The 15,233-nt window shown below is 41.1% G+C and carries 20 protein-coding genes; 13 read left to right on the forward strand and 7 right to left on the reverse strand.

Annotated elements, in window-relative coordinates:
• Positions 1–26: 26 nt before the first annotated feature.
• From E7747_RS10930 to E7747_RS10955, 6 genes are all read right to left on the reverse strand, one after another.
• A complete protein-coding gene (locus tag E7747_RS10930; RefSeq protein WP_136415941.1) occupies positions 27–1,085 on the reverse strand; it encodes a hypothetical protein in 1,059 nt (352 codons plus the stop codon).
• 42 nt (positions 1,086–1,127) lie between these two features.
• Positions 1,128–2,375, reverse strand: a complete 1,248-nt coding sequence (locus tag E7747_RS10935; RefSeq protein ID WP_136415943.1) for an ATP-dependent Clp protease proteolytic subunit — start codon at positions 2,373–2,375, stop codon at positions 1,128–1,130.
• Positions 2,376–2,457: 82 nt separating this feature from the next.
• The gene (locus tag E7747_RS10940) at positions 2,458–3,216 is read right to left on the reverse strand and encodes a hypothetical protein (RefSeq protein ID WP_136415944.1); all 759 of its coding nucleotides are present in this window, start codon (positions 3,214–3,216) and stop codon (positions 2,458–2,460) included.
• A gap of 24 nt (positions 3,217–3,240) precedes the next feature.
• On the reverse strand, positions 3,241–4,164 hold the full coding sequence (locus tag E7747_RS10945; RefSeq protein ID WP_136415946.1) for a hypothetical protein: 924 nt from the start codon (positions 4,162–4,164) through the stop codon (positions 3,241–3,243).
• Positions 4,145–4,999 (reverse strand): structural protein, encoded by an 855-nt coding sequence (locus E7747_RS10950; protein ID WP_136415948.1) that lies wholly within the window; start codon positions 4,997–4,999, stop codon positions 4,145–4,147. The genes E7747_RS10945 and E7747_RS10950 overlap by 20 nt, the downstream gene beginning before the upstream one ends.
• Positions 5,000–5,043: 44 nt before the next feature.
• Complete coding sequence (locus E7747_RS10955; RefSeq protein ID WP_136415950.1) at positions 5,044–6,378, reverse strand: phage portal protein family protein; 1,335 nt, start codon at positions 6,376–6,378, stop codon at positions 5,044–5,046.
• Positions 6,379–6,834: 456 nt separating this feature from the next.
• On the opposite strand from E7747_RS10955, the gene E7747_RS10960 reads away from it, so the two are divergent.
• The 8 genes from E7747_RS10960 (at position 6,835) to E7747_RS10995 (ending at position 11,109) form a co-directional block, all read left to right on the forward strand.
• The gene (locus tag E7747_RS10960; protein ID WP_128701890.1) at positions 6,835–7,254 is read left to right on the forward strand and encodes a DUF4494 domain-containing protein; all 420 of its coding nucleotides are present in this window, start codon (positions 6,835–6,837) and stop codon (positions 7,252–7,254) included.
• A gap of 4 nt (positions 7,255–7,258) precedes the next feature.
• Complete coding sequence (locus E7747_RS10965; RefSeq protein ID WP_136415952.1) at positions 7,259–7,729, forward strand: hypothetical protein; 471 nt, start codon at positions 7,259–7,261, stop codon at positions 7,727–7,729.
• The gene (locus E7747_RS10970; RefSeq protein WP_136415954.1) at positions 7,707–8,060 is read left to right on the forward strand and encodes a hypothetical protein; all 354 of its coding nucleotides are present in this window, start codon (positions 7,707–7,709) and stop codon (positions 8,058–8,060) included. The genes E7747_RS10965 and E7747_RS10970 overlap by 23 nt, the downstream gene beginning before the upstream one ends.
• Before the next feature lie 25 nt (positions 8,061–8,085).
• Positions 8,086–8,547, forward strand: coding sequence for a dCTP deaminase/dUTPase family protein (locus E7747_RS10975; protein ID WP_136415956.1), 462 nt, complete (start codon positions 8,086–8,088; stop codon positions 8,545–8,547).
• A gap of 239 nt (positions 8,548–8,786) precedes the next feature.
• Positions 8,787–9,380 carry a tyrosine-type recombinase/integrase gene (locus E7747_RS10980; RefSeq protein ID WP_136415958.1) on the forward strand — a complete coding sequence of 198 codons (594 nt, stop codon included), beginning with the start codon at positions 8,787–8,789 and terminating at the stop codon, positions 9,378–9,380.
• Between the two features lie 107 nt (positions 9,381–9,487).
• Positions 9,488–10,006: a hypothetical protein gene (locus tag E7747_RS10985; RefSeq protein WP_136415959.1), complete on the forward strand. Its 519-nt coding sequence runs from the start codon at positions 9,488–9,490 to the stop codon at positions 10,004–10,006.
• Positions 9,990–10,283, forward strand: coding sequence for a hypothetical protein (locus E7747_RS10990; protein ID WP_128701884.1), 294 nt, complete (start codon positions 9,990–9,992; stop codon positions 10,281–10,283). Before E7747_RS10985 ends, E7747_RS10990 begins: the two co-directional genes overlap by 17 nt.
• Positions 10,273–11,109: a hypothetical protein gene (locus tag E7747_RS10995; protein ID WP_136415961.1), complete on the forward strand. Its 837-nt coding sequence runs from the start codon at positions 10,273–10,275 to the stop codon at positions 11,107–11,109. Before E7747_RS10990 ends, E7747_RS10995 begins: the two co-directional genes overlap by 11 nt.
• Positions 11,110–11,125: 16 nt before the next feature.
• Here E7747_RS10995 and E7747_RS11000 read toward each other — a convergent pair whose 3' ends face one another.
• Entirely contained in the window at positions 11,126–11,989 is an 864-nt protein-coding gene (locus E7747_RS11000; protein ID WP_128701882.1) for a hypothetical protein, read from the reverse strand.
• Between the two features lie 169 nt (positions 11,990–12,158).
• Between E7747_RS11000 and E7747_RS11005 the strand changes: the two genes are divergently transcribed.
• The 5 genes from E7747_RS11005 to E7747_RS16615 all read left to right on the forward strand — a co-directional run bounded on the left by E7747_RS11005 (position 12,159) and on the right by E7747_RS16615 (position 14,009).
• On the forward strand, positions 12,159–12,551 hold the full coding sequence (locus tag E7747_RS11005; RefSeq protein WP_136415963.1) for a helix-turn-helix domain-containing protein: 393 nt from the start codon (positions 12,159–12,161) through the stop codon (positions 12,549–12,551).
• Between the two features lie 225 nt (positions 12,552–12,776).
• Positions 12,777–13,079 (forward strand): hypothetical protein, encoded by a 303-nt coding sequence (locus E7747_RS11010; RefSeq protein WP_136415965.1) that lies wholly within the window; start codon positions 12,777–12,779, stop codon positions 13,077–13,079.
• 230 nt (positions 13,080–13,309) lie between these two features.
• Complete coding sequence (locus tag E7747_RS16610; RefSeq protein WP_168185314.1) at positions 13,310–13,474, forward strand: hypothetical protein; 165 nt, start codon at positions 13,310–13,312, stop codon at positions 13,472–13,474.
• 30 nt (positions 13,475–13,504) lie between these two features.
• Positions 13,505–13,795 (forward strand): DUF4406 domain-containing protein, encoded by a 291-nt coding sequence (locus E7747_RS11015; protein ID WP_136415967.1) that lies wholly within the window; start codon positions 13,505–13,507, stop codon positions 13,793–13,795.
• A 40-nt stretch (positions 13,796–13,835) separates the two neighbouring features.
• Positions 13,836–14,009, forward strand: coding sequence for a hypothetical protein (locus E7747_RS16615; protein WP_164913116.1), 174 nt, complete (start codon positions 13,836–13,838; stop codon positions 14,007–14,009).
• The last annotated feature ends 1,224 nt before the right edge of the window (positions 14,010–15,233 follow it).

Raw genomic sequence — 15,233 nt, forward strand, 5'->3', positions numbered from 1 at the left:
ACACCGCCTTGCAAAGTTGTGATTGATTACGCAGCGGTATATTTGAACGGAATATGAGCCGTGATTTCCGACGGGCGAACGATATTGACGTCCATTTTGAGAAGAGCTTTGAAGAAGTAAAGCTCAGAATTGTTCTGGAGCTTATCGACCTGAAGGACATTCTCATCGTTGACGTAATCAACACCCATCCAGAGGTTCGAGTCAACGCCGGTGGTGAATACGCCCATGAAGATTGTATCGTTGGGAAGAGCAACCATAGGAATGATGCGCTTGCCCTGGAAACGATGCTCGTTCTCCTTGCGGTTGTCGTTGTATTTCATGGTTTTTGCCGAGAGATACTTGTTATAAGCGTCCCAAGACTTGTAGTCCATGAGGATGACGAGACCGGCCTTCTTGCGGATCTTGGGTGCAGTGGCTTCCCACATTGCGTAGAGTTCATTCTCTACAGCTTCACCATCAGCAAATGTGCCGGTACCGGCGATGTTGACCTGACCGCACTTTGCATCTTCAGAAGTAGTGGAGGCTGCGGCGTTCATGAGTACACGGGCGATAGCTCCGTTAAAATACTTCATGGGGCCAGCCTCTGCATCACCACCGATTTCGGTTGCACCGGCTGCAACAGAGCCGTCGCTGCTTGAAATCTTTGCGTGCTCTGTGGGAGTAGCCGAACACCAGATTGCCTGGTTGATATATTCCTGCTCCTGCTCCATAAGCAGACGAATCATAGTCGCCTGAACCTTGGGATCGAGTTCGCGGAACACCAGATTGCCGGTGGGCTGGAACGGTTTGTAATACTGCTCGAAGTCGCGGGGGTTGAACTCCAGATAGATCATAAAATCTTCCGGTGTCAGATAGCGCTCTGCAAATTCGTATTCGCCCACACTTGAAACAGGTGTTGCGACGTGATCCTGGATAATCTTCCCGAGGCGAACATGCGGAAGAGCATACTTTTTCTGAATACCCGACTTGACATGAATAAGACCCTCCTTGTAGGTCTCATTCTCCTGGGCGACAAGGGTCAGAAGATCACCAAGGACTTCACCAGTATAGTTACTCTGACCCGCGTTAAAGTTAAATGCTGCCATTGTTAATTGTGAATTAAATATTAATGATTGATTTGCTGGCGATTAGTCGAGGGTCTTGAACTTGAAGTCTTTTCCCACAACATCTTCGACCTTGGCCTGAACTTTCTGCTCTTCAGTCTGGAGGCCGTCTTTGGCGGTGTCCTGATTGGCCCGAGAGATGATCTGACCGAGATTGTCACGAGCCGGAATTTTGGCGAGGATGCGTTCTGCAAGTGCAAAATCGCTCTGAGCCATCTTGACGTAATCTTCGCGGTCATCCTTGCTGATTTTGCAATCCTTGATTGCCTTGTCAACGAGGGCGTTGATCTTGTTCTCCTGAGCCTTGGCCTCAGCTTCCTGATAGACCTTCAGAGCGTCCTTCGCCTTTGTGAGATCGGCGGTCAGATTGCTGATTGAAGTCTTGGCGCCGGTAAGCTCTGCATTTGCAGTAGCCAACTGTGCTGTTTTCTCATCAAGAGCTTTCTGGATAGCTTCGGTCTTATCAGCTTTAGCTTTGAGCTCATTGATCTTCGCCGAAATACTCTCGACGGTAGCCTTCTCTCCAGTCAGTCCGAAAAGAGCGGCAAATACTGTGATTTCAGTTTTATCCATTGTATTTGAATTTGATGTGATATTCTGTTCGTTAATAGTCGTTGAAGGAAGTGTAGGTGCCACCAATCCGTAAATCGCCTTGATTTGTCCGATGTCTTTGGTGTTTTTCAAAGCTGCCTGAATCTGATCCTTGACAGCTTTAGGAGTTTCAATGATGTGTTCTGCATCGACAAAGCCTTTTTCAAGAGCCTGAGCAGCTGTGAGGAATGTTCCATCTTCCCCCTCTTTGCCATTCATTATGTTTTCAACCTCTTCTTCGGAAAGGCCAAAACGCTTGACATAGATGGTTTTAAGCTGCTGAGTGAAGGCTTCGGTGGCTTGGTTGTATTGCTTCTCTCCGTTTGCATCACAGAATGGATTGTGAATCATCAGAAGAGCATAATCTTTCATAAAAAGCTCATCGCCGGCGGCCCAGATGATAGATCCCATTGAAGCTGCCAGAGCGTCGTTGATACACTCTGTGCGAATTTTACAATCCATGATTTTTGAGAATACGCTCATCCCCTCGATGACACTGCCACCGACAGAGTTGATATGGATGCGTATTACGCTGGGATTTACATAATTGACGAGATAATCAAATTCCCAGAGAAATTCTTGAACACTCCAGTAATCGACATCAGTGTAGTAGCAAATATCGGCAGGAGCACCAGCGCAATAAGCTCCTTTGATAAACTTAAATTCTTTATTTTTTGCCATTGTTGCTCGATTTTCTTAGTAATAGTGAGCAACAAAAAAGCCCCTGCGGTTAACAGGGGCTAAAATTCAATATTACAGTATTTTATGTTTCATTTTGGTGAGGTATGTAATCAGTGGCTTCATCATAAGTTCTGGGATGATCCAAATTGTTATGCCCATCGGGATTAACACCTTCGATAGTTGGGTCTTGGTCAGCATGATTGGTAAATGGAGGGCAAACAAATTTTTTATAAATCTTGTTACGAGTAGCCCAAATATTCCTTTGCTTAAACCATATTTCATAGGTCATCCAGCAAGGTTGTAATCCGTGATCGAAACTCTCCATTGGATCTACATATTCCAACTGACAGCGTTCTTGCAGACATTCGTACTTGCTAATACTTTCCTGAATAGTCTGATGAATACGCTCTGCCACATAATACACTCCCATATCATGCCCATCCTCATGGACGTTCAAGCTGTTCAGGATGAAACGTATTCTTAACTCTGCTCGCCCTTCATTAATGCGAGATTGCTGAACCAAGTATCTCCAGTTAATGAAATGAACAAATGCAGCAGGGAATCCCAATGTCTCTTCTTTATTGCCACTGGGAGAAATGATGCGCTCGTATTGACCATCATCTATTTGAACCGTTCTGAATATTTTAGGACTATTTGGAACTCCGTATTCCAAGGTTACTGAGCGAAGAATCTCTTTCATAGCCTTCAATACGTCCATAGGCCCATTGGATTCAACCTGAAGAGGCTTTTCTTGCGGCTCTTGGGGTTTATCTATGGGCGGTGCAACGGAACTAGTTTTATTGCCACTTATGACTTTATTATTTTTCTTATCTATGATCATCGTTCAGTCTTTATTGATAATAGCTTAGGTTTTCTTGACAAGGAACACACTATCAAAGAGGTATAATTTCATCATCTTCCTCATAAAGCTGTCAGTAAATGGATTCAAGTAAGAAGAATGACCCATAAACTGTCTCTTAATATATGATTTTGGCTTATGGCCATTCCACGCACTTCCATATGTACCCTTTCCCTCATTATGATATCCGGCATAGCATATACTATGTTTTTTATGATGAGCAGAGTTGGCCGGTACGACATCAGTATATATTCTTGTTTTGGCCATTCCAGCATTTTCATCCATTTTGAGAGAGTTGTATAAATCACCATACTCTTTCAAAATTCGATTACCAGTACCTCTACTGGCACGTTTCTTTAGCGTATATGCTGATAATGGAGTCCATCTACGAGAACGGTTGCTATAAAATTGTTGATATTTGAAAGAGTTTTGAAACACCTTCATCGCTCTTCGACCAACTACTACACGGAAATTTTCTGACTGAACACGAAGTGCATAGAGGCTTATCTGAATTTGATGGATCCATTGTTTTGTGCCGTGAAGTATTGTAACGGAGCTTCCAGAGCCCCTTTTGCCTTGGCTTATATCAGAACCCCAACGTTCACTGGATGAGCCTTTGCGCACAATTCCTTTAGAGTCAAGATAGCTGGCACGACCCCAGTTATAGTTTGGATTGGAGCCACCTTTAAGTGACATAGGTTTGGCCCAGTAAGCCAAATGTCCTTGCCGAGTGGTAAACTTTGTTCCGGAACTGAAATATTTGCTGTATTGTTTGGGGAAAGCGGCACGCCCTTTTGCAGTACCACCATTTTGGCTACGAAGCCATTGTTGATACTGTCGCTCTCTATGAGAGCCAAGACGTTGCCCTTCATAGAAATGTTTGCCAAATTGGGTTTTGACTTTACTGGGGTCAAACTTCTGCCGAGACATAATATTTCTCTCTTAATCTGGAAACAAAGCCCATAAGCATTCCCGTATCTTCTTCTTTTACTGAGAAATAACTATGAGTTGATCCAAAAATTCTACCACATTTAGCCAAAGATTCGCTATATACGCTATTCAGCTGTTTGGGTTTTACAAGATCTTTAGCAGAACCTTTGATTTGGCTTAGTTTAGCGTCTGCACGAGGTACTTCCAATATCTCCAAGAAACAACGACAGTTATACTCAATGGGTGGAATCATCCAGGATGGGAACTCATCTCTGGGAGCTGCATATCCTTGTAATGCCATGTGCCAGGGTCTAACTTTTGTATCGTTTTGAGTCCAATACACAGCATAGTCCGTAGCAGACATTTTCATCCACATTGCCGCTACAATTCCAGCATATTCAATATCAGAATTTTCAATAGCAGAATACTGATCATTATACTTTTTACACACAGCAAGCAATTCATCATATTCATCAGAATTGAAGTCAATATCAGTATCTCCAACCATATCCAACACTTCATCATAAAGCTGGTATTCCTCACAAACGGAAAAATCAATCAGATTAAGAATCGCAGCAGTAAGACGGTCTATGAGGTCTTTCTCTTGTTGGGTAAGATTTTCATCTTCAGAGTTTTTCAGAAGTTGAATTGCATTATCCACTTCTATACCCAACCCCTTGACAACGTGCTTAAAAGCTATTTCAGTTCTTAATTCTGAAAGAGCGTAAAGAGCCTCATCCTTATTTTCATTGCGTAAGGATTTGAGTAACTGAATAAATAAGGCTACCAAAGACTGATAATCGCTGTCATGTTCGGCTTGTTGCTCTTCAGTCATGGCAGCCTTAGTCTTTTTTGCAAGGTCAGAGGTGCATCCGCCTTTTAATGCACCCCTGACAGAAAATTTATACGATTTCGATTATGACCGTAACGTTTATAATATTCTTCATCACTCATTCGATGACCATCGTTATCACCATCGCCATCCCAGTCACCAAGGCCGCCTCCACCGGTACCAGCTTCAAAATTGCGCTGCTGGCCGACTTCAACGCCCCATTCCTTGTTGATTTCTTCGGGATCAATCTCATATTTGTCTGTGAGCATATCATAGAGCTTGATTTTATTCTCATCAGACATTTCAACTTTGTTCATGTACTTGAAGTACACATCATCAGAGATTATACCCCAGTATCTAAGGACTGGAACCACTTGCTCATTCATTACGTTCTCAATGCGAGTACGATATGAATTAATACGAGCACGATATATATTTTCGTGAGCTTTGGTAGATCCGACATAAGCCTGAGTAGCACCGGCCATAGATTCTGAACCAAGTATCAGGCTGTCATTCTCTTTATTGGTGAACTCCGCAAGTGTCTGGTAAATTTTTTCAGAGTTGGACGCTGCAAAGGCTTTAATATCAATCTCATCCCCCTTACCAGTTACCAGCACTTTATTCTGAGCTGCCGAACCAATTTTCCGAGCCAGTCTTTGACGCGATTCATTGTCTTCAGCTTCGGTTTTGCCGTGAATGATAGGCTGCCCATAAGTGTGACTGAAGTTTACCCAGTTGCTAACCGTATATTTCTGGGCGAGAATATTGGGCGTGGTTGCAGCAAAAACACCAAACCCACCAGTATTGATAAGAATATAGTTATGTTTATATTGCTCATCGTCTAAATCCCAGCCCGGACTCCATTGACACCAGTGTTGAACAACACGGCGTTGATCTGGAAGAACACAACGGCGTTCAATATTGTTTACTTCCTTCAGCAATCCAGTTTCAGGGTCAAGTTCCGGCATAATTTCAAGAAGAGTATAACCATATAACTCTGCTTCAATTATGCCCTTGATAATCTTTTCAAACTGTGAGCCTTGGCATATTTTTGACTGCTTGGGGTCACGAACCCACTTGCCATCCTCACCTTCACGGGCAAACATATATCGTTTTCCCACTAACTGAGAAAACAGAGTAAGAATTGTGCCTTGAAGATGTGCATTTTGGATATAGCAGGCTTCATATAGATCTATGAGTCTGGAACGGTCATCCATTATGGTGCCGTTCTCAACTTGACTTACGACACTTTTGTATCTGCATCGACGTGTCAGTTCTTCGGTATATTCAGTAATGGTCTTTTTGACAAGGTTATAATGTGCAACCAAAGCCTCGTCAGTAAAGAAATTACCGTTTGAATTATTTTCAGTGCGTTTACGCATAATCTTGATTTTATTGGTAATAGTCACTCTGTATAGTTGGCCGGAGAATACCTGAATACCATAAAATCATTCAGTACACAGTCAAAATAAAAAAATTCAATTTTTTTATCACAGAATATCAGATAGTTATAGAGACGGCGGTTTCACTTTGCCCAATCTCACTATACACCCAATACTATTATATATAGGAGTACATCAAAACCTCCCTTAAATTGCAGTCAAATGACGAATTGGAAAAACTTAAAGAGTAATCCTCCGACAGAGAGTTGTAACATCTGCTTGAAGATTGGCACTTCCTATGATACCTATTTCTTTAAGAGATATACCAGTTATAGTTGGGAGTTAACTAAATTTCCACAGGTTATAAGCCCGGAGAAAGTGCCTGACCACGCCCTTTACATCAATCTGGATGAGGTAAAATGATGAATAGCAGTTGTTAATTCTAAATCACATTATATGAGAGCTTTTATTGAAGCAAAAGTAAAGTTCAAAAAGCAGATGCAGAATGGAAAGATTAAGGAGGTAAGCGAACCTTACCTTGTGAAAGCCTTATCTTTTACTGAAGCTGAAGCTCGCGTTACTGAAGAGGTGCGCCCCTATATTTCAGGAGAATTTTCAGTATCTGCCGTAACAAAGTCTAATGTCATTGAAGTCTTTTACGACCCTGAAGGCGACTTCTGGTATAAAGTTAAGGCCAATTTCATAAGCCTTAATGAAAAGACCAATACGGAGAAACTGACTTCTTCCTACTACTTGGTTCAGGCGCACGATTTTCGCAGTGCGTATGACAATTTCCTGAAAGGGATGAAAGATACAATGGCAGATTTCACAATCGCCAGTATCACGGAAACCAAGATTATGGATGTGTTTGAGTAAGACTATGGACTACAAGACTACAATCCTTAAAAAAGAAATCCAGACGGATGAAACTTTATTGCCGGAAATAGCGGGATTGCATTTTGGTTTCTTAGAGGAAAACAGAGCCGTATTCGACTATACAGCATATATCGAAGAAAACAAACTGATTCCTATTGATTTCAAGGTATTCATGAGAGCTAATAAGCATTTCATAGAAACATTGGCAAAATCCAACGATAAGAAAACTTCAGAATTGTTTTTTCAAAATACCAATGGTCACATATTGGTATCAGCAGAATTGGTCTTCATTTTCTTAGCGTTTGTGAACCCTGAAATGTTCCTTTATTTCAACAGCCTCTTGACTGATGTCATAACAGATGGTGTTGCATATAGCAATGGGTTTGTGTATAGTATGGCCGCTAATAGGATTCCGTCAGATGTTCTAAGTGATTTAATCAAAGAAAGAGAGAATGACGCAGCCGGAAGTAAATAATAAACCGACCACCATTGTGGCTTTTGATTCGTCTTACGTATTAGTGGCGATATTCAAATCCATCAGTGAGGCCGCTACTTTGACCAATACTGTGCGCCAGTCCTTAATCAAAGCAGCCTATGGAGATATAATCTCTGTCAATAAAAGATACTGGAGAGCGGTGCCCACCGATTTTCAGATTGAGCCAGACGATGTGGGTAAACTGACATTATTTGAATTTGATGCGGCTGTTGGAGAAGATCGAAAGATTTATTCAACCCGAAAAATGCTCAAAAATTCAGTAATGCTGGAAAGTGAGTACATCGCTCTTCAAGCAGCCCAAGGAAGATAATATTAAACATTACTATAATACAAAAATGAAAGTAGTTCTTTTATCACCGGGTGCTAAGGTGCCCAAAAGAGTAAATGATTATGCCGCCGGCTATGATCTCTTTGCTCCCAAAGACTCAGTTGTTAAACCGGGTCGTAACCTAATTCCTATTGACATTTCCATTGAACTGGATCCGCATACTGAAGGTGAGGTAAGACCTTGCAGCGGATATTCCATCAACGGAATGAAAGGGTTTTCTCTTAACGATCTCAAAACAGAAAAGAGATTTGATGCAGATGTGATCATCGGGACGGTTGACGAAGATTATCGTGGCGTGGTCGGTGCGATCATCAAAAGCTATGAGGACAAGCCTTTTGTTATCAAGCAAGGTGCAAAAATCGCCCAGCTCGTAGTCAAAAATTATATCGGCAAACCCTTCGAGATTGCTTCAGAGCTTTCCAAAACAGAAAGAGGAAGCAAGGGTTTTGGAGAACTGGAACACAAGTGACCCCATTCTTAACTACCTGATAGGGCAGTAGCCCAAGGAGCGTGATGTGTCATACATACGCTCCTTTTTTCTATATAATTAAGGTGTGCCTTTGGTAAAAGTGAAACTTCTTAAAAATGTAACATATTCTAAACCAGCAATAAAACATAAGTTTAACATTTTTTAGAAAGTGAAACTGCAAAAATATTTGGAGGTTTCACTTTTTAAGATTAATTTTGCGAAACCAAATTCCAAATTGTATGAGTAAAAAAGGAAGTGTCACGACGGCTGACTACTTGCCGTATGCAGATTATCAGAAGCTTGTTCAAACTCTGATAGACGAAAAGAAATATTGGTGGGCCTGCTACTGCATCTTGTCATTTTGTACTGGATTGCGGTTTTCCGATGTATGTAAATTAAGGTGGTCTGATGTTCTTGATCAGAGAAAGATTGTCATCACAGCCAAGAAAACCAACAAGACCCACGTTATTCCTATTGGGCAAAATGCTTCTGACCATTTTACTTCTCTTTATAAATTGATGGGTAAACCCTCTAAAAGAGACCTTATCCTTGTCGGTCAAAAAGGAGAAGGAAGCAAGCCGGTATCTATTCAATATATCAATCGTGCATTAAAGAAATGGGCAGTCAAGTATGACTTGGATATTGACAACTTCAGCACTCATACATTTAGAAAGACTTTTGGAAGATACGTCTATGACAAAGGCGGTAGGGATGAAAAGACACTGATGTATTTGAACAGAATCTTCAAACACACCAGCTTAGATACTACTATGATATATCTCGGAATTAGAGATGAAGAAATCTCCAATATCTTCGATTCTATAAAAATATAGGTATGAATACTGGGAGTAGAATATTGAGCAAGCTCACATATTGTAAACTCTGCGGAAGTAAAATATGGATGCAGGGCTACAATATCCAAAGCCACATTACCCACATTATGAAAAAAAATAATGTGTGCTATGAATGTGCCTTCTGGGAAGAATTGATTGCTTATCCCCCGGAATATATGGAGGTGATCAATCAACAGTGTTTACGCCTACACCCAGTTGCTAATAAGAAGGACAAAACCCTAATCCTCGGAGGTAAGGGGAAAATGAGATATTTTATGCGTACAGATGGCTCTTTAATTCAATCCAATGATATATGGACTATCGGCACAATACCAGAACGCTTCATATCCCAGTTACCGACAACGGCGGTAGAAATAACCTTAAAGGCATATCGCCAGTTGAAGAAAAGCAGTAAGAAATGTTATGCTCGTGGTTGTATGGACCGATACGATTGTTTCAGATATGATCGAGCATTGGAGAATGATGAAAAAGGATCATTCAATGCTATTCCACCTAAATGGAATGTTGGTGATGAGCATTGTGGTTTCTTCATCAATATCCAGGACATAAAAAGTGATGAGAGCAGTGTTATCAGTAAACCAAATTCCAATGAAGCAGAAAACTGAAGAGTTGCTTAAAAAAGCACAGGAAATCATGGGTGATGAATCAGACTTCCTCATCATTGCCCATAAGGAAGGACAATGTGGCGCCGTAGCACATGGCGATTCAGACACAGTTGCCCAGGCAATATTCTCGTGTATGCACCAGCCGGGTAATCCTATCGGCCAAACACTGTATCGTATCATCAAACTCAATGTGATGAATATGCTGCGCAATCCATCTATCTATGCAAAGGATATGCTTGACTCTATCGACTTAATAATTCCCGACAATGAGCAGTAAATATCTTCCATACGACGTGTCGGATATAGACACGCTCTTGAATGAGCCTTGGGAAATCAGTGACCAGCCATTCATGCTTCACGCTGCCTATGCTCTGAATTGTCTTTATGACATCGTGGCTCCGGAAGATGATGAGGAGTTCACTCCAGATGATATGTGGGGTAATAAAATTGAGAAAAAGATCCTGGATAGGATGGTTCTTGACATAGAGGCTGACTTCAACGATGCGGCCTCTAATCGTAAACCCGTCCGAATATGGGATAAAAGTTATTCAATCAGAAAGGTCAATGCCTATGACCATTCACGCCTTCACTTGATATTCAATTTCCCATTAGAGAATGGGGAGTACACAATCACTAAAGAGGGCGTGTTGAACTTGACTGGCGTTTCTGACCCAATACTTAAACCCTATGAGATTTCTAAGGAGCAAGCTCAAATCAATCGCACCTATCTCAGACAGATTATTATGCTGGCTGAAGATGATGAGAACGATGGATGGGATCAACTGACCGATATGGAGATTGTCGTTTATTGTTGGGCGCTCTTTTACAACAAGCACCAGTTTGACAATTTTATTCAGTTTAAGAAAGAGTATCAGGATTATCTCTATGTCACTGAAAAGGAGATACTCAGTTGCTTGAATGAGAAGTCCACTCTCAGGCAGAAACCAGTTGGAATGTATGCGTTCTCACATGACAAGATCCAGAAATGGAACCAAGACAACTATCAGGAATCTGCCGCCATCAAAATTCCAGCTTCCAAAGCAGAAGATTACTGGTATGATATCGCGCTGAAAAAGACTTTCAAACCGATAGACCAACGATAAGATGTGGGGGATGGCATTACGCCTTCCCCCTCATCTTTTTTACTTCTTTCATAAAGAGTAGTCCTTCAGTAAAATCCAAGATGTAGTTACCGGCATCCCATCTTTCCTGATGTTTCTTTGCTCCGTTGTCTCGGTCCATTACCAATTCAAAGCGGTCATTCAAGTACCAGTACACATTATTCTTACCTTTTTGGGGCGTTTTGATAAACTGATGGGCACGCTCATTAAATGACAAGCCATTCTTAGAAGTTGCAGCGTGAAGCCTTTTAATATCGGCTTCTGTCGCTTGTCTTAATGGTGTATAGTTTGAATCAATCCAACAATCCATCTGCAACTTATTTCCATAGAGATAAGCGAGAAAATGATGTTTGGAATTGTCTGATTCTAAGTACATTCCCACACCTACCTCATCACTGTTGGGGTATTCTATAGTGGCATAAAAATATTTTTGAGGGGTGTATATCTTGTTAAACTTTCCAGTGCGCACTTGAAAATCCAATCTCTTCTCAAAAACGAGTTTTCTTAACTCAGTGATACGAGACTCTTCCAAAGTCTGTAACCTTTGAGGCTCCAGAACTTCCATATCATTGACAATAAGATTGCCTTCATAATCACAATAAGCAGCCAAGACGATACTGGCCGGAGTGCTGCTACTCACTATCCCCATTGTATTTCCGTAGCTGACCATATCCCCTGCACCGAACCCTGTCTCAATCCATTTTCTGAATTGCCTGTATGTTGAATCCGCCTTGGGATATAATGCTTTATGGATTTTTCCTCCCTTAAATCGCTTACGACAATATTCGAGAACTCTTTGCCAGTCCTCATCTGAGAAATGGCAATCAGCAGTGTAACGATATATCTGATTCAGAGTTTTCATGTGGTATATTCCAGTTTTAACTTGCAAAGTTACTATTAAAAATTAAAACCAGGCGAAATAATTGCCTATTATTTTGACCAAACTTAAATTTTTAATAATTTTGCAATCTGCAAATGAGGATATTACCTATCCCAACGTGATGAAAGCAGTGTTATGAATAGTTCATAACATGAAGCGAATACCCAATAGGGCTATGCTGCCGCCACCAGAGCCGATTGTGATTAAGCTCGATCCTAAACAGCTCAGGGGCGGAATAGTCCTTCCCAAAGTCAAGTATCAGGTACTTGCAACAGTTGAAACCGAAGAGGTTTTTAACGGAATGGTTATACCCATGCCTAAAGTCCTGATATACTTCCTGAACAAGAACGAGCTGATGGTGGTCTCGACAATCATGGAAGAGGCTAATGAAAACGGGGATTGTGCATTGTCGGTCAAAGAACTGGCAATCAAGATGAAATTATCTATCCCCACTGTCAGTGACAGTCTCTATTCTCTACGGCATATCGGATTATTACTGGAAACCCCAATGGGAAAAGAGGGGGTGGAAGAATCCGTCAGCTAAATTACAAAGCAATCCAACATTTGAATGACCTTGTGGAAAATGAAGATCCAGGCATATACGCTCGGATCCGAACTGCCACGCGCAAAATCAATATCCTCAATCTGACAAAGGATGATGTGAAAAGCGCATACGACACTCATGTGCTGGAACCGGGCCATGATTCGGCAGAGGAAGAAGAATATGATTAAGTGATGAAAGCAGTGTTCCTCAAAAATTGAAAAGATAATGAGCAGACCAATTCATTTTGAGTATCAGCAATTCGGAAACATCACTGTCGTAGCTCTGGATTCAAAACTGAAGGACTATGATTTCAAGCCGGTCAATGTCGGCGGTAAAATGATGGTTCAACTTCCTGAGAAAACCGTAAAAGACTGCCGCAACATAGATGGCTGTATTTATTTCCACCTCGGAAGAGTAAGTGATAGCGTTATGGTTGACCTTATCGAGAATTTCCAGAAATTGAAAATGGAGAAAGGCTGGAAGCCCGGAAAGGGTTTGGTAATTCCTGACAACAAATTCAAGTTCTGATATGAGCTTCAAAGATTACTTGCAATCATTACGCTGGAACAGTTTTGCAAAATATCCGACTCAAGGCTCTGATGTTTACATTCACTGTTTCGCTGGTGACATCCATAAGTTTGTCAAAGTAAGACAATTCAACGCTGTCTGCTTTGACTTTCAGAAAATCGTAAATAACTTTCCACAAAATCATCAATGGCAGTTCTCGTGGCTGCCAGCAGCAAAAACCGAAGAAGATTATGATAACTCAACTTCTCATTAGTGCGGTAATGGCTATATCGCCATTTACTCCAAAGACTCCGGTGTCTGATGTGCCTAAGCAATACGCCATCTTAAACGCCGATGAAGAGCGTAAGCCGACAAACAGACGCGATCGTAGAGCAAACAAGCGCCGTCAGAAATGATAATAACAGTGAGATACAAAAATCGTCAAGATGAAAAGAGCTTATATTTCAATCCCGATATCCGGGGAAGATTATAACAGCCAACGTGACCACGCCACCGCCATAGCCTCCAAACTGAAGAAACAAGGTTATGATGTTGTAACGCCATTTGACATCGTAAAGTCTGTGACCACTCCCTACAATGAAGCGATGGGAAAATGTGTGGCCGGACTTCTGGAGTGTGAGATGATCTATCTCTGCAAAGGCTGGCGGAACTCCAAGGGATGTTCCGCTGAACTTCAGGTGGCCTTGGTGTATGGGCTGGAAGTGATGATTGAATAATATTGGCCAAAGACTATTATCAATCAGACAAGAAAAGTTTTTGTCTCATACAAGAATTTGGTTTTTTCGTGCGCTGGGCTGGGAAGCTCGGCGCATTGTATTTTCAGGGCGCACGTTCTATCCGAAAGAAAGAACCAAAAAGAAAAACAAAAAACAGAAAAAAGAAAAAGGGTCAGAAAAAGAAAAAAGAAAAATAAATAAAAAGAAAAAATAAGAAAGAAAGTGGTTCACTCTCCCTCATTCCTTTTCTCCTAAAGTCGAAAAGGAAATTCGGTCGAGTGACCCGCGCACACGCGAGCGCGAACCCAAGGCAAAGAACTTCATAGTATAGCTCCCTATTCCAGTAAACTTAACAAAGTCTGTTCCCCACATTCCAGCAAACTTTTGAAAAGACTGTTTAGAGTTTTCTGTTTAGAGCTTAGTTCCATTCCCAGTAATTTTATAAAAACTGTTTTGTGATTTTTTGAGAAAGTGTTGAAGGAGTTTTAGGGAGTGGAAGGATTTTTAAGGGGGTATGTTTTGGGAATTTTTCAAAACAATCCACAAATAAGACCGCCGCCCGCCGCCGATCGTGCTGCGCCCTGCACCGGCCCCAAAAACCGACTTGAAAAATAACCCCCGGAAAATTTGGGGCAAGTGATTTGAGAGTTTTCTGGTGTGTCAAAAACCGAAAAATAATATGGTTGCCAAAAGTGTTTATGTACGATGATAGGAAAATGCCCAAATTTAGGCCATAGGAAGCCCTACAAGTGATTTTGTTGGCAAAGATGTGTAGTTATTCATCCGAGGGTGAGAAGCGCGAAATTTGGGGCATTCTAGACGGTTTTGAGATTTGGGCGAGATGTGGCGTGTGGTGGCTGAGGTCTGGTAAAAATGTGACTGGGATGATAACTGATGAAATATCAGCAGTTTATGAGTAAAAAAGGCTGGAATGAGGGGTTTTGAGGCAAAAATCAGGTTAAAAATTGGATGATACTGGAGTGTTTTGTGGGGCTGAGATGTTTCTGACCCCCTCAGTACAACAACTACTAAAACGAGATTTGAAATTTGAGAAAAATTTACATCTGCCTTCAAGAGCAAGGGAGACACCCACTCCAGTTTTTTATTTATTTTCAGATAGTTAGCTACATTTTCGGCTTATTTTGGTTTCACTTTTGCAATAAGTGAAACATACATTTTTTGCTTGAAAATCGAAGTCTAAATGTTAAAAAGTGTTTAATCTTTGCTTATTGTGTATAAATTGTTGTTTTTCAACTGTTTGGGTAAATTTGATAATTTGGTTTCACTTATTTTTGAAAGTGAAACCTCTTTTATATATAGGTGAAACTCCACTTTTTAACATTTATTTAACACTCCAAAATACCCTTATCCATTTTTGGGACTATCTCAAACATAAAATTTTCCCTTTTCTCAAAAAAATTTCAAGAAAATAAAGATT

The organism is Duncaniella dubosii (assembly GCF_004803915.1).
GTDB lineage: Bacteria > Bacteroidota > Bacteroidia > Bacteroidales > Muribaculaceae > Duncaniella > Duncaniella dubosii.

Bases quoted from the DNA above. Each gene is read 5' to 3' on its own strand.
- E7747_RS16610 (WP_168185314.1), top strand. From the start codon at position 13,310: ATGATAACTCAACTTCTCATTAGTGCGGTAATGGCTATATCGCCATTT.
- E7747_RS10965 (WP_136415952.1), top strand. From the start codon at position 7,259: ATGGACTACAAGACTACAATCCTTAAAAAAGAAATCCAGACGGATGAA.
- E7747_RS10985 (WP_136415959.1), top strand. From the start codon at position 9,488: ATGAAAAAAAATAATGTGTGCTATGAATGTGCCTTCTGGGAAGAATTG.
- E7747_RS11010 (WP_136415965.1), top strand. From the start codon at position 12,777: ATGAGCAGACCAATTCATTTTGAGTATCAGCAATTCGGAAACATCACT.
- E7747_RS10950 (WP_136415948.1), bottom strand. From the start codon at position 4,999: ATGACTGAAGAGCAACAAGCCGAACATGACAGCGATTATCAGTCTTTG.
- E7747_RS10955 (WP_136415950.1), bottom strand. From the start codon at position 6,378: ATGCGTAAACGCACTGAAAATAATTCAAACGGTAATTTCTTTACTGAC.
- E7747_RS11000 (WP_128701882.1), bottom strand. From the start codon at position 11,989: ATGAAAACTCTGAATCAGATATATCGTTACACTGCTGATTGCCATTTC.
- E7747_RS10975 (WP_136415956.1), top strand. From the start codon at position 8,086: ATGAAAGTAGTTCTTTTATCACCGGGTGCTAAGGTGCCCAAAAGAGTA.
- E7747_RS11015 (WP_136415967.1), top strand. From the start codon at position 13,505: ATGAAAAGAGCTTATATTTCAATCCCGATATCCGGGGAAGATTATAAC.
- E7747_RS11005 (WP_136415963.1), top strand. From the start codon at position 12,159: ATGAAGCGAATACCCAATAGGGCTATGCTGCCGCCACCAGAGCCGATT.
- E7747_RS10990 (WP_128701884.1), top strand. From the start codon at position 9,990: ATGAAGCAGAAAACTGAAGAGTTGCTTAAAAAAGCACAGGAAATCATG.
- E7747_RS10970 (WP_136415954.1), top strand. From the start codon at position 7,707: ATGACGCAGCCGGAAGTAAATAATAAACCGACCACCATTGTGGCTTTT.
- E7747_RS10995 (WP_136415961.1), top strand. From the start codon at position 10,273: ATGAGCAGTAAATATCTTCCATACGACGTGTCGGATATAGACACGCTC.
- E7747_RS10940 (WP_136415944.1), bottom strand. From the start codon at position 3,216: ATGATCATAGATAAGAAAAATAATAAAGTCATAAGTGGCAATAAAACT.
- E7747_RS10945 (WP_136415946.1), bottom strand. From the start codon at position 4,164: ATGTCTCGGCAGAAGTTTGACCCCAGTAAAGTCAAAACCCAATTTGGC.
- E7747_RS10960 (WP_128701890.1), top strand. From the start codon at position 6,835: ATGAGAGCTTTTATTGAAGCAAAAGTAAAGTTCAAAAAGCAGATGCAG.
- E7747_RS10935 (WP_136415943.1), bottom strand. From the start codon at position 2,375: ATGGCAAAAAATAAAGAATTTAAGTTTATCAAAGGAGCTTATTGCGCT.
- E7747_RS10930 (WP_136415941.1), bottom strand. From the start codon at position 1,085: ATGGCAGCATTTAACTTTAACGCGGGTCAGAGTAACTATACTGGTGAA.
- E7747_RS10980 (WP_136415958.1), top strand. From the start codon at position 8,787: ATGAGTAAAAAAGGAAGTGTCACGACGGCTGACTACTTGCCGTATGCA.